Source organism: Thermosporothrix hazakensis (assembly GCF_003253565.1).
In the GTDB taxonomy this organism is placed as follows: Bacteria; Chloroflexota; Ktedonobacteria; order Ktedonobacterales; family Ktedonobacteraceae; genus Thermosporothrix; species Thermosporothrix hazakensis.
In genome coordinates this window covers 24,052-45,212 of record NZ_QKUF01000017.1, presented here as the reverse complement: position 1 = coordinate 45,212, position 21,161 = coordinate 24,052, and the positions used below count along the sequence as shown (strand labels likewise).

Sequence of the window (21,161 nt, the reverse complement as noted above, 5' to 3'; positions counted from 1 at the left end):
CATCTCTCTTTCTTTGTAGCGTGCATTGGTAGGGGTGTTTAGAGGAAGGCAGAAGAAAAGGAGGAAGCGGCATGAAGTAGCTTCCTCCCGAACCGTTCGCTATACAGCGACTTGTGTTGAACGCCCATAGGGCTTCTCAGGGTCAATCAACACATTAACGCAGGCAGGACGACCGGAGGCAAAAGCCCGCTCTAGAGCCGGACGAATATCTTGCGGACGCTCTACCAGCTCTCCATAACCACCAAGCGCCTCAACAAGCTTATCATACCGAATTCCCGGAGCCAGTTCCGCAGCCGTGGTATGCCCGATCAACGCCTTTTGAGGATGCTTGATCTGGCTCCATGCACCATCATTGCCGATCACGGTGACAACTGGCAAGCGTTGCCGGACCATACTTTCAAATTCCATACCATGAAAACCGAAAGCGCCATCGCCGTGGATAATCAGTACCTTTTCAGTGGGCCGTGCCAGTTGCGCCGCCATAGCATAGCCTGTGCCGGTGCCCAGACAGCCCATTGGGCCGGCATCCAGCCAGTAACCGGGACGCGATACCTGAATCACCCGGGCAGCATAGCTGACAATATCACCACCATCGCCAATCACGGTTGTTCGATCATCGAGGAAATCGCGAATCTCGCGGCAGAAGCGCAGCGGATGAATAGGGACGGCATCGGAGTTGAGCGCGGCGCTCTCACGTTCACGTGCCTGCTGTTCCTGTTCGCGCAGAGAAGCAAGCCATGTCCTCTGCTGTAAGGGGGTGATCGCTCCTGTCAGCTCCCGCAGACTGAGCGCCACATCTCCCACCAGCCCCACATCAGCACCCCGATTGACCCCGATATCTTCGCCCGCCAGATCAAGCCAGATAAAACGAGCGTCCCGGGGAATTAATGGCGGCTGCCCGTGGTTCAGACGAAAGTCCATGCGCGTGCCAATCGCCACAATCAGGTCAGCGTTTTCCAGCGCCTTCCGTCGAACTGCATTGAAAAAGAGCGGATGGTCAGGAGGGAGGCAGCCACGTCCCGCGCCGTTCAGAAATACTGGAGCCTGTGCCTTTTCGGCAAAAGCGCGTAACTGGTCGGCGGCATCGCACCACCAGACCGCAGAACCTGCCATAATCACCGGCTTTTGCGCCTTTTCCAGCAGTGTCGCTGCACGCTCGATAGCGGCTTGCTCGGGCCTTGCACGACAGGCCGGGCGATACACTGCGGGATCACCTGAATCAACATAGGGCTCATTCTCAGTGTCAAATAGTCGATTGAGAACGTTCATCGGCATTTCCAGAAACACGGGACCGGGTTTCCCGTTCACCATCTGTCGAAAGGCCGTTGCCACATACTCTCCGAGACGGGTGGTTTCATGGACCGTTCGCGCCCACTTGGTCATGGGGCGCAGAAAATCAAGCTGTGGCATCTCCTGTAACGCGCCGCGATCCCACGTATCAAGAGGAGCAGCGCCACCTATCACCAGCAGGGGAGTTCCAGCAAGAGCGGCATTGGCGATTCCGGTAACACCATTGGTCACGCCCGGGCCCGCCGTCAGGAGCGCCACCCCCGGCTTGCGTGTACACTTTGCCCACCCTTCCGCGGCATGCACCGCCGCTTGTTCATGCCGGGTATCCACCACTCGGATGCCTTCGCGCACACATCCATCATAGATGGCCGCGATATGCCCGCCGCTCAGGGTGAAGACGACCTCCACACCCTCACGCTTTAAGGCTTTCGCCACAATCCAGCCCCCGTGCATGATTGCCATAGATCAGCTCCTTTCATCATTGAAAGCGTATAGCGCGAATCTGGCGATCTTCTCTTCTCTTTGACCATGATACCGCACGAGGCGAGACTTTGCGTGTTAGCGGGCTAACAATTCACAACAAGGACACCTTATCCCTTAGAAAACCCTCTTTGTCGCAATATTGCACACAGCCTGTCGTCTCTCTGGATTGTAATAGACAGTACGTCGATATAAAATGAGTAGTATACTGTTGTGCTAGGTCGCAATTTCAAAGGAGCTTTTTACTCAATGATTCGTGTTGCGATGATCAGTTTCTGGCATGTTCACGCCCAGGACTATGCCACTCAGGCGCAGAAACATCCCGATGTCGAAATTGTTGCAGCCTGGGACGAGCAACCGGAAAGAGGAAGACAATGGGCCGAGCGGCTCGGGGTCAAATTCTATGAGGATCTCGACGAACTCCTGTCTCAGCCCGACATTGACGGCGTCATTATTGATACGCCAACTACGATGCACCGTGAAGTAATGCTGGCCGCCGCTCGGGCTGGAAAGCACATCTTCACCGAAAAAGTGGTCGCAACTACCCTGCATGAGTGCAATGAGATTATCCAGGAAGTGGCTCGTGCTGGCGTCAAGCTCACCGTCTCACTGCCCCGGCTCTATGACGGCTATACCCGGGCGATTCTGGGTCTATTAGAACGCAACCTGATCGGTGAAATTACGCTGGTGCGCACTCGCCTTTCTCATAATGGCGCGATTCCCACAGAGCAAGCACCCAATGGCTGGCTGCCCGCGCACTTCTTTAGCAAAGAGCAGTGTGGAGGCGGAGCGCTGATTGATCTGGGCTGCCATCCGATGTATCTGGCACGCCTGTTCATGGGCCGCATGCCAGAGAGTGTCAGCGCCCACTATGGCTATGTTACCGGACGCGAGGTTGAAGATAACGCGGTCGCGACGCTGCACTATCCTGATGGGGCCATCGGCGTTGTAGAGGCTGGTTTTGTCAATCGCTTCTCCCCTTTCAGCATTGAAATTCATGGCACAGAGGGAAGCATCCTCTATGGCCTGCCCGAACGCGAGTTGCATGTGCGCAGCCCGAAGATTGAAGGCGGGAAGCACTGGGAGGTGATTACCAACCTACCGGAAGATCAGCCGCGCCCGTTCGCGCAATGGATCACCCATATCCAGGAAAATACAACCGCCACAGAGAATATCCAGATGGCGCTTGACCTGACTACGCTTATGGAGGCATCTAACCTCTCGGCGCAGCAGAAACGACCGATAGTATTAGACGAGCTGGCACGTTAACGAAGGGTTTCCAGATCCGGTGAACACTGCGAGTACCATCCGAAAAGAGCAGACTATGTATCCAGCGGGACGCAGTTCACAACCGCGCTCCTTCCTCTTTGCTCAGATGCAGGAAGAACCGGACGCGCTTGATAGACTTGACCTGCGTTTCCGTTGGGGCCGTTATGGCATCCAGGTACTCCGCTGCCATCTCATATCGTTTCCTGCTGGCTATGTCATCCCATATCACAAGCACCGGGATTATGAGTTCCACTTTATCCCACGAGGAAAAGGAGTCGTCTTTTTACAGGAAGGCTCCTTTCCGCTGCATACAGGGATGTTCTATCTGACAGGGCCGCAGGTCCTGCATCAGCAGATATCAGACCAGCAAGACCCGATGTATGAGCTCTGTTTGCATGTCAACATTGTTCCGCTTGAAGCGGAGCATGGCCCGGAAACCCCCGAGGACTGGGGTAACCGGTGGGAAATGGCGGAGGCTGATGCGTGCATGCGACAACTCCAGGCAATGCCCGCCACGCCAACCCTGGACAGCTATAACGCGATGCACTGGTTTCTTACGGCCTATCAGGCATGGCAAGAGCGTGAGTTTGGAGCGTTTACGACCATTCGCCAGGCGATTATTCAGATTTTGCTTCGAGCTGCGCGGGTTCACCAGTCCCTTCAGCCGACGCTGCCCGCCCGCAACATGAACGCCTATCGCTACCAACTGGCAACGCAGTATATCCGCGATAACTACGCCAGCCCGCTGACACTGAAAGAGGTCGCGGACGAATTGCGCATCGGAAGTCGCCAGCTACAGCGAATAATTCGCGAGTATGCGAATGAGACCTTTAGCAGCTATCTGGAACACTATCGGCTGACCCAGGTCTGTCTATCGCTCACCCATACGGATCTGACCGTTAAGGAACTGGCCGCGCTTCATGGCTTCTCAAGCGGGAGCTATCTGCACTATGTGTTTAAGAAGCACTTGGGGGTGACACCCGCCCATTATCGAGAGCAACAGCGGCAAAAATAGATGAAATCAGGACACACAAAAAGGAATGCATCAACGCTTACAGGCTTGATCTTGAGAGGAGAACAGCATGACAGTTAAAATTGGCATCATTGGTTGTGGCGGAATTGCTACCCCGCACATCAACGGGTATAACAAGCTTCCTGACGCGCAGGTTACAGCAGTCTGTGACGTCGTGGAAGAGAATGCTCGACGCTGTGCGGAACTGGCAGGCGGCGCGACCGTCTTCACGGATCTCAAGGAGATGCTGGACAAGGCCGACATCACAGCAGTGGACATCTGCCTTCCTCATCACCTGCACAAAGACGCGATTGTGGCAGCCGCCAACGCGGGCAAACATATTCTCTGCGAAAAGCCGCTCTGTCTCACTCTCGATGAGGCCGAAGCAGTGAAACGAGCGGTAGACGATAACGGGGTAACGCTGATGTGCGCTCACAATCAGCTTTTCCTGCCTGCGGTGCAATATGCCCGGCGGATGGTCGCGGGTGGCACATTGGGTGACGTCTATGAGATTCGCACCACCGATTCGTTCTACCATAGCTTTGATCCGAGCACAATTGGCTGGCGTGCCAACCGCGAGTTCATTGGTGGCGGCGAACTTATCGATACAGGCTACCACCCCACATACCTGTTACTCTATCTGGCAAACAGTAAGCCAGTTGAGGTCACCGCAATGCTAAGTAACCATCGCCTGCACTTTATGGACGGCGAAGACTCCGCTCAGGTGCTGGTCCGCTTTGAAAATGGCATTGTCGGTAACATCGTGACCAGTTGGGCCTATGAGCCAAGCGACAACACCGAGAAGTTCTCTATCGTCGCACAGCGCGGCTATGTCTACAGTCAGGGGAAAGACGTCACCTACAAAATGCGCATGAGCAATCCCCCTGAAACCATTACGGTCAAGCAGCCAACGATCAGCACCTTTGACGCGGAAATTGCTGATTTCGTAGACTGCTTGAAAGAGAACCGCCGCCCGATCAACAACGAGGAAGACGGAATCAACGTCTTGAAGATTATTCTCGGAGCCTATCGCTCGGCCAAAGAGAAGCGCACCATCGAGATCTAAGCAGAACGTTCAGGAGAGAAGGCGAAAAGCTCGTTTTCTCTCCCTCTATTCCAGGGTGATCGCCTCCTTGTAGACATGGCTCCCCTCTTCCTCACGAATCGGCTGCAAGGCATTGCCGCGAAAATAGCAGGCTTCAATCGTGGCGGTGCCACCCTCCCGAATGCAGATACCATCGTTTCCGCCATCATACAGCCAGCAGTTTTTGATCTCAGCGCTGCTCTCAAAGGCCACATCAATGCCCTTGTGCTGATTGGCATAAATCCGGCAAGCGGAAAGACTGGCGCTTCCTCCAGCATGCACCCGCAAACCGCACTGTTTCCCCTCGTAGAAACGGCTTTCCCGAGCAGTCAACTTGCCGCCCCAGCACACTCGTATCTCGTCTAAGGCGTGACCATAGACCTCGCAGTTCTCAATCACGCCTTCGCCTTGATCGCGTATCACGATCCCTGAAGCGCTCGCGTGCAGGCGGCTCCCCTTGATCTCTACCTTACCATCCAGCTCAGCAATTACATCGAGCAGATCGTTTTGAAAAAACTCGCAATTCTCAATCATGCAAAAGCTCTGCTCGCTGATCTCAATTCCATTTCCAGCGCACTCATGCACACGACAGTTTTTGAGTTCAAGGCCGGCATGCATCCAGATCGAGAGCCCTGCCTGCTCGTTCTGGTAGATGTCGCAATCCTCAAGCCGACCGCGAGCATAGTTATAGAGCACCACGCCCTTCCAGCCTCCGTTATGGACTTTACAGCGTCGCAGCACAACTCTGGCATCCTGCCCCTCCACCTCCAGCGCGGTATACACTGTGGCGGAGAGATCACAATATTCCAGATGCAACACGCCCTGACCCACCTCTATAGCTGCCTCGCTGGCCTCGCCTCGAATGGTCAGGTTTTTGACCGTCGCCCGGGACGTGCGCACACGAATACAGCTTGTATATTGATTTGAGAGGATCACCTGCTCTGCTATGCCCTCGCCAACAAGCTCCACCTCCTTGTTCAATACAAGCGCTTCCTGATAGATACCGGGCCTGATACAGATCCGGGTTCCGGCGCTGACACTGGCAAGCGCCTCCTGAATACTTTGAAAGTCTCCACTCCCATCTTTTGCGACAACGACCCGAGGGCGTGCCACAGACAGCGGTGCGTATGCCGGAAGTGGTCCTGCACTCATCCCGGCCTGCATCATCAGCCGTTCACATTCCTGCCTGACCTCCTGCATGCTGGCCGGTCGATCCTCTTGCCGAACCGAAACCATCCAGACAATGAGATATTCCAGGCCCCGCCAGCGAGATGACAAATGTAAGGGCGGGAACCGGAAAGGCTCTTCGCTTGGATCACGCCCGCTGAGCAGGTGATGTAATGTTGCGCCAAGCCCATAAATATCGGCCTGGGGGCCCGTCTGTGCTTTGCCATATTGTTCAGGAGCCGCGTAACCGGGAGAACCAAGCGCGATGGTATCCCTGGCCTGGTCGGTCTTGAAGAGACGCGCAATGCCAAAATCAATCAGATAGAGATGACCATCCGCGGTCAACATAATATTTGCTGGCTTGACATCACGAAAAATAATGGGAGGCTGCTGACTGTGCAGGTAGCCAAGAACCGTGCTGAGCTGGATCGCGAGGGGGAGAACGGTTTCCGGAGGGAGCTTTCGATCAGGCATACGACTCAAATATTTTTCAAGCGTCTCGCCCTCGATATAGTCCATCACCAGGAACCAGTGACCCTGTTCCTCAAAATGATCATAGATCCGGGGTAAGTTGGGATGCATCAGTCCAGCCAGCAACGTTGCTTCCTGTTTAAAGGCATCGGCGGCCAGACGAATTTCACGCGTGTCGGTTCCCTGTCCCTGGGAACACATTTCCTTGATCGCTCTCCATGCGTTACTGAGCACAAGATCACGCGCCTTGTAGACGGCTGCAAACCCGCCCTCTCCCAGTTTCCCCTCAAGCTGATAGCGCTGCTTCAGTACAAAGCCCTGCGGCAGAGCGCCTGCCAGAGAAAGAGTCGGGGTAACATAGAGAGATTGGTGACAGGTTTCACAAAAGCGAGCATTGACCCGTTGTACCGTGGCACCACAATGCGGGCAAAATCGTACCTGTTGCATTCCTTGCTCCATTGGGACGGTTATTCCAGTGGTGGTTTTCTCCATTGTAGCTTTACCGATCCTGTATTACAAGTGTTTCGCGCAGCGTTCTCGCCCCCAAAAAAGAAGCATTGAGCAAAGGAGACCAGAGAAGGTATAATATGAAGAACTCAGCAACGGTCACAGGGGAAACCTTCCAGACGTTCTCAGCATGAATGTGCCCGGAACATAAAAAGAGATCGATTCTGTTTTTCTCAACGAACCCTTTTCCCCACCACTATGATTCATCGAAGAGGAGAAACCCATGTCCGAAGAGAGCAACCCGGCGGAGGCATACCCCGCATGAAAAAGCTCTTTCGCTCACGGACGATGCGCCCGTGGATCAAATACGGTCTCCCACCAGCCTCGATTCTTGTCAGCGTGCTGGTGATGCAGCTCCTTTTTCGCTCATGGTTTGTGGCCCTGAGTATTATGGGTATACTCCTATTGCATGAGCTCGGTCATTTGATCGTGCTCTGGTTGAAGCGCATCCCGACACGCGGCCCCTTCTTTATCCCGCTACTTGGCGCGTTTGTGGCGATTCCCCCGATACGCAAGGCGGAGGATGTAGCACTCATCGCGCTCTCTGGTCCCTTTTTTGGTGGTCTGGGAGCCGCTTTTTGTTACGCAATGGCGATGTATGCCAGTTCACAGGATTGTCCCACGCAGTTCTTTTTCCCGTCTGATCCGCTCGATCTACACCTATGCTTTCTCTTCGGGCATGCGCGTATGTGGCTGGTGCTCTCCTATGTCGGCTTTTATCTCAATCTCTTGAATTTGCTCCCGCTTCAGCCGCTGGATGGCGGGCGTGTGGCCCCGATTCTCTGGCGCTGGTCATTCGTGCTCGGGTTACCACTGGGGCTGATCCTACTCAAGGATACCTTTAACCTCTCGTCGCCCTTGCTGATCGCGTTCAGCCTGCTGACGCTCCTGCTCTTGTTGATCAGCGTCACGATGACGATTGTCAGTTTTCGCAAGCCCCAACTTCCACTTGACCCGATTTCGGTCAAGCAACGGCTGCTGATCGCCTGTATTTATCTGCTACTCGCCGTCGCGTTAGGGTATGGATGGTGGACCACATCCTCACTGCTGAACTATATCAATCAGGTTCTCCCCTAGTCATCCGCCATAGAGCAGGGGAGAATATTCACGCTCAGGCGAATCGTTTGCGGGGTAATACAGCGCTTTCCATTCGCTCTCCAGAATGGCATATTCCAGCGTATCCCACCAGCGCCCGCGCATCCACTCGTTTTCGCGCAAATGCCCCTCCCGCTTCATGCCGATTCGTTCAAGGACATGAGCGGAAGCCAGATTTTCCGCGATACACTGCGCACAAATACGATGGAAGCGCAATTCCTCAAAGCCGAACCGCAGCAATTCACGGGCAGCCTCGGTGGCATAGCCTCTTCCCCAATAGCGGCTATCCAGCTCATAGCCAATATTCGCCTCCCAGGGCTGCTGCATATTCGTGCGAATCCCACAATTGCCGATGAGCTGTCCATCCAGTTCCATCGCGAACTGAAAGCGTAAACGAGGGCGCTCACGTTGCCAGCTCAGGAACATATTGACAAAACTGCGCACATCCGCCTCTGTCCGCTCTGTCCAGGGGGTGTAGCGCAAATATAACGGGTGGGCCTGGTAACGAAGCACGGCTCGCCAATCGGACCGCACAAATTCACGTAATACCAGGCGCTCAGTGTGTAGCAACATACCTTCCTACTCGATCCCCAGATCCCAGGCCTGTTGTAAGTCGGCTTTTGAATAGCATTGAAAGGCAGTCAGAGTGTGCGTCTTGAGAATAGCCGTTATCTGCGGCATTCGACCGGTCACTACAGTCGCCAGATCTTCATAGCGCGGCACACGAACGATCGCAACAAGATCGTACTCTCCAGTCACCGAATACACTTCAGATACCCCTTCTATCTCCAGCAACCGCTGCGCCGTCTCATTGACCTCCCCTCGCTGCACATTCATCAAAACGATTGCACTGACCATAGCAGATCCTCCGTGATAGAAACGAAAAAGAAAACACCCTTATCTGATGCCATACAAAAACACTGATACATGGATACTGCTTCTCTCCTCGGGCGTTTCTGGCATCATCTCCATGCAGTACTGTATCACGTGGATACCAATCGAGGCAAGATGAAGCACAGCAAAAGCGACCTCGAAGGAAACGAATATGTTGGCGCTCAAGCGCGATATGCAAACCAACAACTCCAATCAAACGTATTAATGATTGTACGATACAATACGCCAGTAAGGCCGCTGAATCTCACTCGGGTTATAGTGCGTATACCGTTCTAACAGGAGTTTCACATCAACCCGTTTCTTTCCAAATATACTACTCTATCTCTCTTTTTAGTTCAATCAAGGTAAAAGCCGCTCCCTCTCTTGCTACCGATGCCCAATTAGTTGTACAAATAAAGGGGGACACAAAAGGAGGCTACTTTATCATGGTTGACACATCGTTACCTCGTACAATGCAAAATGTTACAACCTTCCTACAGGAGGCGTCCTGCATGCCCTCGCCGGAACACTTCTCTTTCGGTGTCGAAGAAGAATACCAGATCATCGATCCTCTGACGCGTGACATGAGTTCACAGGCTGAACCGGTGATCCAGGAAGCTAAAAAGATCCTGGGCAATGATGTTCAGTTTGAAATTCATCTCTCGCAGATAGAGATTGCCACACCTATCTGTTCCACGCTGAATGAGGCAAAGCAACACCTCGTTCGCTTGCGTAAAGGAGTGATCGATGCAGCCTCTCGGTTTGATTGTCGTATCGCCTCATCGGGCTCACATCCCTTCTCTCACTGGTCCCGACAGATGATTACGCCACAGGAGCGTTACCTTGCGCTCGAACGCGACTTCCAGCAGATTGCCCGCGAGCAATCTATTCTCGGCTGTCATATTCATGTTGGTATCCCGAATCGACGTATTGGCATACAGGTGATGAACCATGCCCGTATCTGGCTGGCGAGCTTGCTGGCAATCAGTGCCAGTTCACCGTTTTGGTGGGGGACAGATACCGGTTATGACAGCTTTCGCTCTACCCAGTGGTCCCGCTGGCCACAATCAGGACCCCCGCAGATTTTCTCCTCGCTTGAAGAATATGAGTCCCTGCTTCAGTCCCTCGTCAAAACAAACTGCATCACCGATCCAACAAAGATTTATTGGGATATGCGCCTTTCCGAGCGCTTTCCTACAATTGAGATCCGTGTTGCCGATGTCTGCCTGACCATTAACGAGGCGATTATGCTGGCAGGGATGGCTCGTGCTCTGCTTCATACCTGCTATCAAAAAGTCCTGAACAATGAGCCATTCTTCCCGGCCCGTCAGGAACTCCTGCGTGTCGCTCACTGGCGTGCGGCTCGCTATGGGTTAGATGCCGAACTTGTTGACCTTGAAACAGAAGAAGCTGTCCCCGCCTACCAACTGGTTGAAAAACTCCTTGCCAGGATTCGTCCTTCACTTGAACTCTTTGGAGATTGGGATGCCGTCACGCGACAGGTGGAAAAGGTCCTACGAGAAGGAAATGGCGCAAAACGGCAGCGACGCGTCTATCAGCGCAATCACCACCTTGAAGCGGTTGTTGACTACATTATAGAGCAAACAGCCATCGATATCGTCTAGAGTATTTCATTGTCCCGGTAGCACCGTGGCCCTCTGTTGACCGGAGAACAGCCACGCACGAATGCAGACACAGGGAACGATGAAAGCAGCATAGAGCATGCACTACCATCCATAGTCAGTCGCTTCTTGGCGACGGCAGCGATGCTCGCCGCAGTAGCAGTAGAGAGTATTTGTAGAGAAGCACGTGCTCTGTTTGGAGTACGCTCTGAGCACTCTATCCAAGCACTCCAGCCAGGTATTCTTAACAAGATACAACTCTATGGCTGCTGCCGGGCGCAGCGCTGTGGGCCTGTCAAAGAACCGACGTCCGTAAGAATGCCAACCGGGTAAGGAGAAAAGCCAGAATCACACATGCACAAAGTCATCATCGAGCAGGAGGGAGCATCGTTCGCCAGGGGCTCACCGCCGTTCGTCTGACCGCTGGCTCCCAACCGGCCTCACCAAAAAGAACCGAGCCATCCCACTGCGGATTCTTTTGCAGGTAGCAATAGCGTACCTGCCAGTGTTGCCCGATCTGTTTCTTTTCTCTATACGCCGTCTCAACATTCAGATGAAATGAAAGCAACTGAGCATAATATGGCTGAAGCAATTCTTCCATTGGATCAGTATTGAGATCATGTTCCATAAAGGCTGCTTGCAGATCAAATGCATAGGGAAAGTCACTGACCTCCGGGTCTCGCTCCTCTTTCTCGGTTTCATGCAGCAGAATCAGCATGCCAAGCACCTCAAACTGACAATAGGGCGCGCCATCAAAGACGCTCTCAGTAAAAGGTGGCAAAGAGAGCACATCCCGTATCTCAGAGGCGAGTTGACGAAGGCTTTTTGCCGTTTTGATGCAAATTTGAAATGACATCGCGTGTGGCTCCTTAACAGAACGGAGGACTGGTTCTGATTACTTTGCCCTCATCTTACGACCGTATACATGTAGTGTCAAGAATACCTTCAGCAAAAAACGCTGATCTAAACTGACACACAACACAGCCTACACTTGCACCTCATCTTCCTGCTTGATATACTGGAAACTACTATCACTCTCGCACGTGTCTTTGCAGGGATGCAGGCGAAAACAGCGGTAACGCTCATCACGTTCTATCCTGCATGCCGTTTCGTCACCTGAATCGTAAGAAGGAGAGATATGACCACCGCCCCACGCGCTAGAAAGAAAAGCGCTCCTGCGCCGCCACCTCAACAGGATGAACCAATCATTCATGGGGATACTCAAACGCTTCTGCGCTGGCTGATCCATTACTGGGAGAAACTGGCTCTTCCCACAGCAGAACTTCCGTTTCTGGCTATGACCCAGGATCGACGGGAGTTTGCGCGGTGGACAGGGAAGCGGCTCAACCCGCTCGTGCTTGGCTGTTATTGCTATCTGAGCACCCAACGCGCCGACGCTCAGCGCCCGACCTCCGGTTCTCCCCATACGATGGCCCCCGTCCACTGGCATCTGATCTTTATTGAACCTGATATGCAGCCACAGTCAATTGAAGTCACAATTGCACATGAACTAATTCATCTGGCCGATCGCGTCAATGGCACCCCACGGCGCCACCGACATCACGGCTTCGATGCGATCGCCGTTGAGGAAGCGGCCATTACCGGTTATAGTCTGGAAGAGCTCCGCGCCCTGCTCCATGAAGAAGGTCAACGACGGGAAAAGGCCCGCAGAGCGGCACGGCCCCTACGCTACCTGTATGAGTGCCCGCACTGTAAGAAGCAATATCCACGCGCCCGCCGCTATTCGCAACCGGTCTCCTGTAGCAGTTGCGACAAAGATTATAACCCGCGCTTCCATCTCCGGCTGGCGTCACTGCTGTAGCCGCATAGCGCGTAGCTCTCGCAACCATTCAAGGAGCGCCTGCGTTTGATAGATGCGACTGCGCAAAACAACATGATCAAAAAAAGGTTCACCCTCGTTCTGACGCGACTGTAGATAGCTCAGGAAGCGCTCGCAGGCCTGAATCTGTTCCTCTATCAGCATCTCGGCTCGTTCGGGATGCAGGCGCAAGAGAAAATAGAGTTTGATTAAAAAGAGAATCCGAATGTCCCGCGGCTTCTCCACTGGCTGCGTTAGCCAGGCTGTAAAGGTTGCTCGCCCCTGCTCGGTCAGATGGAAGATCTTGCGTGGTGGACGCGCTCCCTGCTTCTCAATGACCGCCTCAATCGCCTCAAGCCGCTCCAGCTTTTTGAGAAACGCATACATCTGGCTCATCTCCAGGTGCACGATTTCACCCAGTGTGCCATGCTCGAACCGTTGAAACATCTCATATCCATGCATTGGCTGCTCGCTCAGCAGGCCAAGGATTGCGTACTCTGCTGGCTCTCGTATCTGCATATCATCCCTCCCGTACCCGATTTTATCACACGACAGCAGCGCATCGGATAGCTATTCTCTTGACAGACAGCATTTCGATATGGCATAGTCCTATCTATGAATACCAGCCAACAAGCAGTTCTCCTCATGATAAGAAAAGCCGCATAAGCGACAGCGTCAGGCTTATGCGGCGGAAATACGACGCAAACAGAACAACAGGCTACTACTATTGGAGAGAGTAGTCATTTTTCTGCGTACGTTTTCCACTTCCTTTTCTCCCCTGGCGGTGTCGCAGGACACCGCGGTTGCTTCTTTCTTTTTGACATTCAGAACGCGGTGTCCCTCCGCACCGTCAGTTGATGTTTCCCATTTTGACCCGGAAAGAGGCAACACCTTTTATGCAAGTCACAAAAACACAGCCACTCTGGCAAAATCGCTCGTATCTGACTTTGATCAGTGGACAGGGTATCTCTGCTCTCGGTTCCTTCATGTCAGACTTCACCTTTTCCCTCCTGGTACTGGCGTTAACTGGCTCGCCACTGCAAACGGGGGTTATGCTTGTACTGAGAACCCTTCCCTATATTCTCTTCTGTCTGCCAGCGGGAGCACTTGCCGACAGAAAAGATCGCAAGCTCATCATGATTATCAGTGACGCGGGATGCGCCCTGACTCTGGGAAGTATTCCCCTGGCCTACTTCCTGGGCCATCTGACTCTTATTCACCTCTACCTGGTTGCATTCATCCAGGGCTCGCTTTTTGTCTTCTTTCAGATGGCCGAGGGAGCTGCACTGCGCAACGTCGTTGCCCGGGAACAGCTTGCCTCTGCATCAAGCTGGAATGAAGTGATCTATTCCACGTGTTTGATGCTTGGCCCTCTGCTCGGAGGTATGCTGTATAGTTTCTCGCCCATGTTCCCCTTTATCCTTGATGCGCTCTCCTTTGTGGCCTCTGTGATCTCTCTTGTCTGTATCAGAGTCCCTTTTCAGGAGCAGCAAGCCACCTCGGTGAATACTTTGTGGCAGGAGATGAAGGAAGGTCAGATATGGCTCTGGAAGCACCCTATCCTGCGCTTTTTGGCGCTGCTGACCACCGGTCTGCTTGCGCCATGTGCTGGATTTACGCTTATTATCATTATGCTTGCTCAGGGCATGCACGCGGATAGCACAACGACCGGATTTATTCTCTCATCGGGCGGTCTGGGCAGTATTATTGGAGCACTGCTGGTCACCCCATTATTGAAATGGCTTGGTTTTTCCCGGCTCATCATTCTCGGCGCGCTCTATTGGGCAGTCTCCTGGCTCTTCTACTGCATCGCACCCGATCCGCTGATTTTGAGCATTTTGAACATCTCTGGCTATGCGATCGTTCCCATAGTGACAGTGCCGCTCTACAGTTATCGTCTGACTGTGGTACCAGATAACATTCTTGGACGTGTCAACAGCGCCTATCGGTTGCTGATGAGCGGCTCCCGCCCGATTGGCATTGGAGCTACCAGCCTGCTGCTTCAATGGGTAGGGCCAATACTCACCATTGTGTTGCTGGCTATTCCTCAACTTCTCGTCGCGTTTCTGGCCATCTTCTATCAGCCTCTGCGTGAAGCACGGCTGGACAACAAACAATAGCGGTGGAGGAGGGCGGTTAAGCGCTCTCCTCCCCTGGCCCTCACGCCTGACCGCCTATTGTGACAATTCCGCGACAGCTCCGTGATAGAGCTATGACAATTCTCGCCTATCATTGATCTTGTAAGCAACGATCAAGGAGGAAGCGAGTTATGTTCTACACTCTCTCAAGCATCTTTTGCAACGTCCTCAATCTCTTTCTGGGAAACAAACTTCCCCCTTTGAGTAGCACTTCTCTTGTGGTTGAAGAACATGGCCGTTTTTTGATGCTGCGTCATTCTCGCAAGCGCGTGATCTTCCCCGGAGGACTGCTTAAATGGAATGAGGCCCCAGAAGAGACCGCCGAGCGCAAAGGGGAGGAGCAAACAGGGCTGGTCCTGCGCATTACCGGCTTCATTAACTTCTATTCCCTGCCGGGCAGCCGCTGGAACAGGCCGAGTCTCTGTCATTTTGTGTTCGCGGGCGAAGTTGTCGGCGGTTCACTGCGGCATAAAGCCTGCTGGCTCCCTGAGGCAGAGGTTCGGCGCATCTTGAAAGGGCAGGAGCTGCGCATGTTCAATGACTACCTGGACTATCGCAACCGCAACAGGAGCTTTCTGCAAGCCACACAACCGACCGCCCCGCTGGTTCCCTTATCAAAGTAGCGGAAGGCGTTGACCGCTTCTACGCAGTATGCTACAGTGAAACCTGACGTTGATCCTGGAGCATAGTGCAATGACATCATCAATCGTACTTTCTTTTATTCAAGCCAGAGCGCTGCTTGAGGCACATAAAGCGGGCCGTGCTACGCTTGATATCACTCCTGATCTCGGCGTTTCGCAGACGAGCGTCACGCTTACAGAGACAGGCGTTACCTTCCCGGGCGGAGAGGCGCTTTCCTGGCAGCAGCTTGAGGGCATAGCGCAGGCTGAGGTGAACTGTTTCCGCGTGGAAGGTGGAGAAATAGTCCCTATTCGCGTGTTTTCTGAAGCGACCAACCGCATGTGTAGCCTGATGCCCACACATGGCTGGCCTACAATGCTGATCGCAGGCTTTACCATGCATCGCATTGTGGATGTTGACCCGAGCGAGGATACCCGTAAAAAAATCGCCACTATCACCCCGATCCAGGGCACCGTGCTTGATACCGCAACCGGACTTGGCTACACAGCGATCGCGGCGGCTCGCACCGCACAAGAGGTGATCACGATCGAACTGGACCCGGGAGCGCAGGAGATAGCTCGTCAGAATCCCTGGTCACGCGATCTCTTCACCAATCCCAGGATCAAGCAGCGTATGGGCGATGCCTATGAGGTTGTTCCCACCTTCGCCGATAACCAATTCGATCGGATTATTCATGATCCCCCCGTCTTCAGCCTGGCCGGTGAGCTGTATTCCGCACAGTTTTATCGTGAGCTCTATCGCATCCTGAAACGCGGCGGGCGGCTCTTCCACTATATCGGAAATCTGGAGAGCAAGTCCAGCGGCACCGTTGCCCGTGGCGCGTTAAAGCGCTTGCAGGAAGCCGGTTTTAAACGGGTCGTACGCCGTCCCGAAGCCTTCGGCGTGGTTGCCTACAAATAAGAATGTTTCACGTGAAACACTCTGGCCCTCTTTGCCGGGTTTCTGTTTCACGTGAAACATAGCACTCACTACGCTTCCTGCAAAGCCGCATACATCATCAGCGGCGTATTCCAGTGGTAGCCGACATTGCCTTCGCGATCGACCACAATCAGACCGCCTGTGCCAGTGGCCCTCGCGCCAAGTACAGCAATCGCGGCCTCAGCAGCTTGCTGTGCTGGTAGGCCAGAAGCCACGAAATCGGCAGCGCGTCTGGCGATCATCAGACGAATAAAATCCTCCCCATAGCCGGTACAGGAAATAGCGGCATGCTCATCCGCATAGAAACCGCAGCCCACCAATGGTGAATCACCAACGCGGCCCGGCCGCTTGTTCACAATGCCGCCCGTTGAGGTTGCCGCCGCAAGATGCCCCTCGCTATCAACCGCTACAGCACCGACGGTGCCATGCTTCTTCTCTTCTACATCCTCAGGCTCAGCCGCAAGTTTGCCTTGCGCACGCATCCAGTTCATCTTCTGACGCTCGGTCAGGAGCTCTTCAAATGCACAGAAGGCAAAGCCATTCTCGTGAGCGAACTCCTCCGCCCCACGAGCAACCAACATCACATGCGGACTCTCCAGCACTTTACGGGCCAGTGCAATGGGGTTCTTCAATCGCTGGATATTAGCAACCGCCCCAACCTGGAGAGTATGTCCCTCCATTATCCCCGCATCCATCTCAATATTACCCTCAGATGTCAGGCAGGAGCCCGTGCCTGCATTGAAATGAGGATTATCTTCAAGCGCTCGCACTGCCGCCTCGACAGCATCCAGCGCACTGCCCCCACGCTTTAGAATCTCCATACCAACCAGAGCAGCGGCACGACATCCCGCCATGCCACTTTCAACCCGCTCCTGTGCAATATTCCCGGCGCCTCCATGCACAACAATCGCAATCGTCATAGATCAAGACGTCCTCTCATCAGAAAAAATACTATCCTTACAAGCAGCCTCTCTCGTGTTAAAGAAAGGGCTATTCCGCATCGCATTGTACCACGAATCAAGCGAGCATTCAGAGAGAGAAAGCGGGAAGCAGAAGCACCGCGATTGACAACGCTTTCCAAAGACTGGTACGCTAGTTTCAGACGATGATAAGATCTGGCATACGCCTTGCAACCATAAAACAGCCTCTGTTCAGCAAGAGACTGAGCCGCAACACCTCCCAGGAGGTGTGAAAGGAGAGAGCTATGAGCTTGCCACTACAGGGTATCCGCGTTCTCGACCTCTCACGCTTGCTACCCGGCGCCTATGCCTCGCAAATGTTGGCCGACTATGGCGCAGATGTCATTAAAGTGGAAGAGCCCCGCACAGGTGACTATGCCCGGACCATGCCCCCGACCGATCAGAACGGCATCAACCTCTATTTTCAGGCCATCAATCGCAACAAGCGCAGCATGACTCTGAATCTGAAAACGGAGAGCGGGCGCGCCCTCTTTCTGCGTCTTGTCGAGCGTGCGGATGTCGTGCTTGAGAGCTTTCGTCCCGGAGTAATGGCCCGCCTGGGGCTAGCCTATGAGCGGTTGCGGGCCGTGCGCCCGGAGCTGATCTATTGCGCTATCAGCGGGTATGGTCAGGATGGACCATACAGCGAACGAGCCGGGCACGATCTCAATTATGCCGGGTATGCAGGCCTGTTGCATCATCTGCGTGATCAGGAAGGCAGGCCTATGATGCCACCAACCCAATTTGGCGATCTGGTCGGCGGCAGCTATCTGGCCGTTATCGGCATCCTTACCGCCTTGCTTGGCCGTCAACAGACCGGTGAAGGGCGCATGGTTGACGTCGCCATGACAGAAGGGTTGCTCTCCCTGCTCCCTCTTCAGATCGCGGCCTATCTCCATACCGGCAAAGAGCCACTCCCGGGGCGCACATCTCTGACGGGAGATCTCCCCTGCTACCATATCTATGAAACGAAAGATGGGCAATTTCTGACGCTTGGCGCACTGGAACCCAAATTCTGGCATGCATTCTGTACCCGGATCGGGCACCTGGAACTGCTCCCCTTTCATTCACCTGTTGGACCGGATGAACGCGAACAGGCCCTCACCATCCTGCGCAACGTCTTTAAAACGAAAACGCGTGATGAGTGGATGGCAGAACTGGGCGACCTTGATAGCTGTGTGGGTCCAGTCTATACGCTCGCTGAAGCCCTGAACGATCCACAGATGCAGGCACGTGGTGTCCTCTTTCGCGAAGCAGAAAATGCTCCTCCTCAGCTCTCAACATTTCCACGTCTCTCTGATGTTCCTCAAACGATGCGTTCAAAGCCTCCTGCGCTCGGAGAACATACCAGTGCCATTCTTCAGGAGTACGGGTTTCAAGTCGAGGCCATTGAACAATTCAGGAAAGAAGGTGTAATCTAAATGCAGAGTATTCATCCAGTCGTGGCGCGGGCTCGCAACGAGTTAGATGCTTTCCTGGCAGATCTCGAAGCGATCGTAAACATCGATTCCGGCACAGACAATAAAGCAGGAGTCGATCGCGTCGGTGCCTATCTGCAAAGGCGCTTTCTGGAAAAGGGCTATCAAGTTCGTTTCGATCACCAGACTCAGTACGGTAATCATCTGATCGCGACACATCCCGGTGAGAACCCAAACGGTGCCCGTATTCTGCTGATCGGGCATATGGATACCGTTTTCCTGGATGGCGAGGCCCAACAGCGCCCGTTCAGGATTTGTGCTGCCGAGAACGAGCCAGAGAAACGCATTGCAAAGGGTCCGGGCGTGCTCGACATGAAATCCGGCCTGCTGATTGGCATATATGCAGTAGAGCTGCTTGAGGAGCGGAACTATCAGCATATCACCTTTCTCTTCAACAGCGATGAAGAGATCGGCTCGCCCTCAAGTAAGCCGCTGGTCACAGAGCTTGCTCAGGAAGCCGATGCCGTCATTGTCCTTGAGCCGGGGCGGGAACTGGGCTCGGTAGTCTCTTCTCGCAGGGGTTCCGGGCTCTATCGGGTTGAAGTGCATGGGATAGCAGCACATGCAGGAGTCGAGCCACAGAAGGGACGCAACGCCATTGTTGAGCTGGCTCACCTGGTCGGGCTGTTGCAGGAACTGCACGGCACGATTCCCGGCACCTCACTCAGTGTCACGACCATTCAAGGCGGCACACGCGGCAATGTGGTACCAGAATATGCCTGTTGCGAAATGGATGTGCGCGCCAGCACTCGCGCAGGGATTAAGGCCCTGGAAGGAGCGATACGGAAAACTATTTCCCGGCGTAAAATTGAGGGCACAACAGTCAGCCTGAGTGGTGGCTTTCGCTGTCAGCCTTTTGAGCCCTCAGAACGCAATGCACATCTGGTTCACATGGCCCAGGAGGCCGGGGCTGAACTGGGTATCCAGATCCAGGCTCTCACTACTGGAGGTGCCTCTGATGCCAATACCACGGCCAGCCTGGGTATTCCTACCATCGACGGGCTTGGAGCAGGAGGCGGCAAGGCACACAATCCAGATGAATACATTGAGCTTGACTACCTACCCGAACGGATTGCATTACTGACAGGACTGATTCAACGTATCACACTATCTTTGCAGAACAGGGACAACAAAGCATGACGGTAACACCTCAGCAAGCACCAAAAACAAATTTGATCGCGTATGCACAGCAGCTTCGCGCGGAAGCAGAGGCCAGAGGGGAACAGCTCCCGCCACTGTTGCCGCTCCACATGGGAGAACCAAGCTTCCGCACCCCGGACCACATTCGCCGTGCGGCAATCGCGACTATCGAGCAGGAGCCCATTTCGTATGGACCGCCACCGGGCTGGCCGTGGCTGCGAACACTGCTGGCCGAAAAGGTCACCCGGGTCAACGGGTATACAGTTCGTCCTGAGAACGTCGTGGTCACCGCCGGAGGAACCAACGCGCTCCTTGCCTCCTTTCAGGCGACGCTCAAGCCGGGCGACGAAGTGCTGATCTCTGATCCTTGCTTCCCGCTCTACTACCTCCAACTGGGCACTCTGGGAGTCAAGGCTGTTCCCTATACCCTTGATCCAGGCAATGACTGGCTTCCCGACCTCGAACAGATGGAGAAGCTAATCACGCCGCGCACCAGAATGCTGGTCATCAATACGCCAGGGAACCCGACCGGAGCCGTATTCCCGCCGCAATTGGTCCATGACCTGCTGGACTTTGCCCGGCGGCACAAGCTCTACTTGCTCTCGGATGAGTGCTACGATCAACTGGTTTTTGAGGGCGAACATGTCAGCCCTGGCTCGCTGCTCACAGCGGGAGAACTTGAAAGCAATACATTTATTGGCGTCTACTCATTCTCCAAAACCTACGCAATGACCGGCTGGCGCGTTGGCTATATCGTGACCGGGACAGGACTTATCAGGCGGCTGGAAGATATTCTTCTGGCGACGCATACCAATATCACGCTGGTTGCACAGAGAGCTGCCGCCGCCGCACTCACCGGGCCACAGGATTGTGTGGAAGAGATGCGGGCAGCCTACCAGCACCGCCGAGATCTGGCCGTACAACTGTTACAGGAGTATGGAAGATACGTCTACACACCGCATGGAGCCTTCTATGCGCTGATTGATATCAGTCCTCGGGAGGGCCGGGCAGCGCTCGATAGCGCCGACTTTGCGATCAAGTTGCTGGAAGAAAAGCAGGTGCTCACTTCACCAGGTAGCAGCTATGGACAGGTGGCGCGTCAGTATATCCGTATCTCGCTGGCGGCATCCGAAGCGGATATCGAGAAGGGGATTCGGGCAATCTGCGAGCTAGCAGATAGGTGAAGCTTCTTTCAAA

Annotated in this window: 19 protein-coding genes; 12 read left to right on the top strand and 7 right to left on the bottom strand. The window is 54.0% G+C overall.

Annotated elements, in window-relative coordinates; all coding sequences use genetic code 11:
• Positions 1–99: 99 nt before the first annotated feature.
• Positions 100–1,752, bottom strand: a complete 1,653-nt coding sequence (locus tag EI42_RS20395; protein WP_111324484.1) for an acetolactate synthase — start codon at positions 1,750–1,752, stop codon at positions 100–102.
• 267 nt (positions 1,753–2,019) lie between these two features.
• On the opposite strand from EI42_RS20395, the gene EI42_RS20390 reads away from it, so the two are divergent.
• The 3 genes from EI42_RS20390 (at position 2,020) to EI42_RS20380 (ending at position 5,117) form a co-directional block, all read left to right on the top strand.
• Positions 2,020–3,039 carry a Gfo/Idh/MocA family protein gene (locus EI42_RS20390; RefSeq protein WP_111324483.1) on the top strand — a complete coding sequence of 340 codons (1,020 nt, stop codon included), beginning with the start codon at positions 2,020–2,022 and terminating at the stop codon, positions 3,037–3,039.
• A gap of 19 nt (positions 3,040–3,058) precedes the next feature.
• Positions 3,059–4,054, top strand: a complete 996-nt coding sequence (locus EI42_RS20385) for a helix-turn-helix transcriptional regulator (protein ID WP_249033470.1) — start codon at positions 3,059–3,061, stop codon at positions 4,052–4,054.
• 67 nt (positions 4,055–4,121) lie between these two features.
• Positions 4,122–5,117 (top strand): Gfo/Idh/MocA family protein, encoded by a 996-nt coding sequence (locus EI42_RS20380; RefSeq protein ID WP_111324481.1) that lies wholly within the window; start codon positions 4,122–4,124, stop codon positions 5,115–5,117.
• A 45-nt stretch (positions 5,118–5,162) separates the two neighbouring features.
• Here the strand turns inward: EI42_RS20380 and EI42_RS20375 are convergent, their stop codons facing one another.
• Positions 5,163–7,220, bottom strand: coding sequence for a pectinesterase family protein (locus EI42_RS20375; RefSeq protein WP_170142780.1), 2,058 nt, complete (start codon positions 7,218–7,220; stop codon positions 5,163–5,165).
• Positions 7,221–7,541: 321 nt separating this feature from the next.
• Between EI42_RS20375 and EI42_RS20370 the strand changes: the two genes are divergently transcribed.
• Positions 7,542–8,357: a site-2 protease family protein gene (locus tag EI42_RS20370; protein WP_111324479.1), complete on the top strand. Its 816-nt coding sequence runs from the start codon at positions 7,542–7,544 to the stop codon at positions 8,355–8,357.
• Here the strand turns inward: EI42_RS20370 and EI42_RS20365 are convergent, their stop codons facing one another.
• The gene (locus EI42_RS20365; RefSeq protein WP_111324478.1) at positions 8,358–8,948 is read right to left on the bottom strand and encodes a GNAT family N-acetyltransferase; all 591 of its coding nucleotides are present in this window, start codon (positions 8,946–8,948) and stop codon (positions 8,358–8,360) included.
• Positions 8,949–8,954: 6 nt separating this feature from the next.
• Positions 8,955–9,233, bottom strand: coding sequence for an Lrp/AsnC family transcriptional regulator (locus EI42_RS20360; protein ID WP_111324477.1), 279 nt, complete (start codon positions 9,231–9,233; stop codon positions 8,955–8,957).
• 461 nt (positions 9,234–9,694) lie between these two features.
• Between EI42_RS20360 and EI42_RS20355 the strand changes: the two genes are divergently transcribed.
• Positions 9,695–10,873, top strand: coding sequence for a carboxylate-amine ligase (locus tag EI42_RS20355; RefSeq protein ID WP_211326276.1), 1,179 nt, complete (start codon positions 9,695–9,697; stop codon positions 10,871–10,873).
• Positions 10,874–11,237: 364 nt separating this feature from the next.
• Here EI42_RS20355 and EI42_RS20350 read toward each other — a convergent pair whose 3' ends face one another.
• A complete protein-coding gene (locus EI42_RS20350) occupies positions 11,238–11,726 on the bottom strand; it encodes a hypothetical protein (protein WP_111324476.1) in 489 nt (162 codons plus the stop codon).
• A gap of 282 nt (positions 11,727–12,008) precedes the next feature.
• On the opposite strand from EI42_RS20350, the gene EI42_RS20345 reads away from it, so the two are divergent.
• Complete coding sequence (locus EI42_RS20345) at positions 12,009–12,692, top strand: hypothetical protein (RefSeq protein ID WP_111324475.1); 684 nt, start codon at positions 12,009–12,011, stop codon at positions 12,690–12,692.
• On the opposite strand, the gene EI42_RS20340 is transcribed toward EI42_RS20345, so the two are convergent.
• Positions 12,681–13,208, bottom strand: coding sequence for a PadR family transcriptional regulator (locus EI42_RS20340; RefSeq protein WP_111324474.1), 528 nt, complete (start codon positions 13,206–13,208; stop codon positions 12,681–12,683). The genes EI42_RS20345 and EI42_RS20340 overlap by 12 nt on opposite strands.
• Positions 13,209–13,585: 377 nt before the next feature.
• On the opposite strand from EI42_RS20340, the gene EI42_RS20335 reads away from it, so the two are divergent.
• From EI42_RS20335 to EI42_RS20325, 3 genes are all read left to right on the top strand, one after another.
• Positions 13,586–14,809, top strand: a complete 1,224-nt coding sequence (locus EI42_RS20335; protein ID WP_170142779.1) for an MFS transporter — start codon at positions 13,586–13,588, stop codon at positions 14,807–14,809.
• A 149-nt stretch (positions 14,810–14,958) separates the two neighbouring features.
• The gene (locus EI42_RS20330) at positions 14,959–15,450 is read left to right on the top strand and encodes an NUDIX hydrolase (RefSeq protein WP_111324472.1); all 492 of its coding nucleotides are present in this window, start codon (positions 14,959–14,961) and stop codon (positions 15,448–15,450) included.
• Between the two features lie 70 nt (positions 15,451–15,520).
• Positions 15,521–16,369 carry a class I SAM-dependent methyltransferase gene (locus tag EI42_RS20325; RefSeq protein ID WP_111324471.1) on the top strand — a complete coding sequence of 283 codons (849 nt, stop codon included), beginning with the start codon at positions 15,521–15,523 and terminating at the stop codon, positions 16,367–16,369.
• A 68-nt stretch (positions 16,370–16,437) separates the two neighbouring features.
• Here EI42_RS20325 and EI42_RS20320 read toward each other — a convergent pair whose 3' ends face one another.
• Positions 16,438–17,307, bottom strand: coding sequence for an isoaspartyl peptidase/L-asparaginase family protein (locus EI42_RS20320; RefSeq protein WP_111324470.1), 870 nt, complete (start codon positions 17,305–17,307; stop codon positions 16,438–16,440).
• A gap of 284 nt (positions 17,308–17,591) precedes the next feature.
• Here EI42_RS20320 and EI42_RS20315 point away from each other — a divergent pair, with 284 nt between their 5' ends.
• The 3 genes from EI42_RS20315 to EI42_RS20305 are packed head-to-tail and all read left to right on the top strand — an operon-like array spanning position 17,592 to position 21,148.
• The gene (locus EI42_RS20315) at positions 17,592–18,767 is read left to right on the top strand and encodes a CaiB/BaiF CoA transferase family protein (RefSeq protein WP_111324469.1); all 1,176 of its coding nucleotides are present in this window, start codon (positions 17,592–17,594) and stop codon (positions 18,765–18,767) included.
• A complete protein-coding gene (locus EI42_RS20310; RefSeq protein ID WP_111324468.1) occupies positions 18,768–19,964 on the top strand; it encodes a M20 family metallopeptidase in 1,197 nt (398 codons plus the stop codon).
• Complete coding sequence (locus EI42_RS20305; RefSeq protein ID WP_111324467.1) at positions 19,961–21,148, top strand: pyridoxal phosphate-dependent aminotransferase; 1,188 nt, start codon at positions 19,961–19,963, stop codon at positions 21,146–21,148. The genes EI42_RS20310 and EI42_RS20305 overlap by 4 nt, the downstream gene beginning before the upstream one ends.
• The last annotated feature ends 13 nt before the right edge of the window (positions 21,149–21,161 follow it).

Coding starts and splice junctions, on each gene's coding strand:
- EI42_RS20395 (WP_111324484.1), bottom strand. CDS start 1,752: ATGGCAATCATGCACGGGGGCTGGATTGTGGCGAAAGCCTTAAAGCGT.
- EI42_RS20390 (WP_111324483.1), top strand. CDS start 2,020: ATGATTCGTGTTGCGATGATCAGTTTCTGGCATGTTCACGCCCAGGAC.
- EI42_RS20380 (WP_111324481.1), top strand. CDS start 4,122: ATGACAGTTAAAATTGGCATCATTGGTTGTGGCGGAATTGCTACCCCG.
- EI42_RS20375 (WP_170142780.1), bottom strand. CDS start 7,220: ATGCAACAGGTACGATTTTGCCCGCATTGTGGTGCCACGGTACAACGG.
- EI42_RS20370 (WP_111324479.1), top strand. CDS start 7,542: ATGAAAAAGCTCTTTCGCTCACGGACGATGCGCCCGTGGATCAAATAC.
- EI42_RS20365 (WP_111324478.1), bottom strand. CDS start 8,948: ATGTTGCTACACACTGAGCGCCTGGTATTACGTGAATTTGTGCGGTCC.
- EI42_RS20360 (WP_111324477.1), bottom strand. CDS start 9,233: ATGGTCAGTGCAATCGTTTTGATGAATGTGCAGCGAGGGGAGGTCAAT.
- EI42_RS20355 (WP_211326276.1), top strand. CDS start 9,695: ATGGTTGACACATCGTTACCTCGTACAATGCAAAATGTTACAACCTTC.
- EI42_RS20350 (WP_111324476.1), bottom strand. CDS start 11,726: ATGTCATTTCAAATTTGCATCAAAACGGCAAAAAGCCTTCGTCAACTC.
- EI42_RS20345 (WP_111324475.1), top strand. CDS start 12,009: ATGACCACCGCCCCACGCGCTAGAAAGAAAAGCGCTCCTGCGCCGCCA.
- EI42_RS20340 (WP_111324474.1), bottom strand. CDS start 13,208: ATGCAGATACGAGAGCCAGCAGAGTACGCAATCCTTGGCCTGCTGAGC.
- EI42_RS20335 (WP_170142779.1), top strand. CDS start 13,586: ATGCAAGTCACAAAAACACAGCCACTCTGGCAAAATCGCTCGTATCTG.
- EI42_RS20330 (WP_111324472.1), top strand. CDS start 14,959: ATGTTCTACACTCTCTCAAGCATCTTTTGCAACGTCCTCAATCTCTTT.
- EI42_RS20325 (WP_111324471.1), top strand. CDS start 15,521: ATGACATCATCAATCGTACTTTCTTTTATTCAAGCCAGAGCGCTGCTT.
- EI42_RS20320 (WP_111324470.1), bottom strand. CDS start 17,307: ATGACGATTGCGATTGTTGTGCATGGAGGCGCCGGGAATATTGCACAG.
- EI42_RS20315 (WP_111324469.1), top strand. CDS start 17,592: ATGAGCTTGCCACTACAGGGTATCCGCGTTCTCGACCTCTCACGCTTG.
- EI42_RS20310 (WP_111324468.1), top strand. CDS start 18,768: ATGCAGAGTATTCATCCAGTCGTGGCGCGGGCTCGCAACGAGTTAGAT.
- EI42_RS20305 (WP_111324467.1), top strand. CDS start 19,961: ATGACGGTAACACCTCAGCAAGCACCAAAAACAAATTTGATCGCGTAT.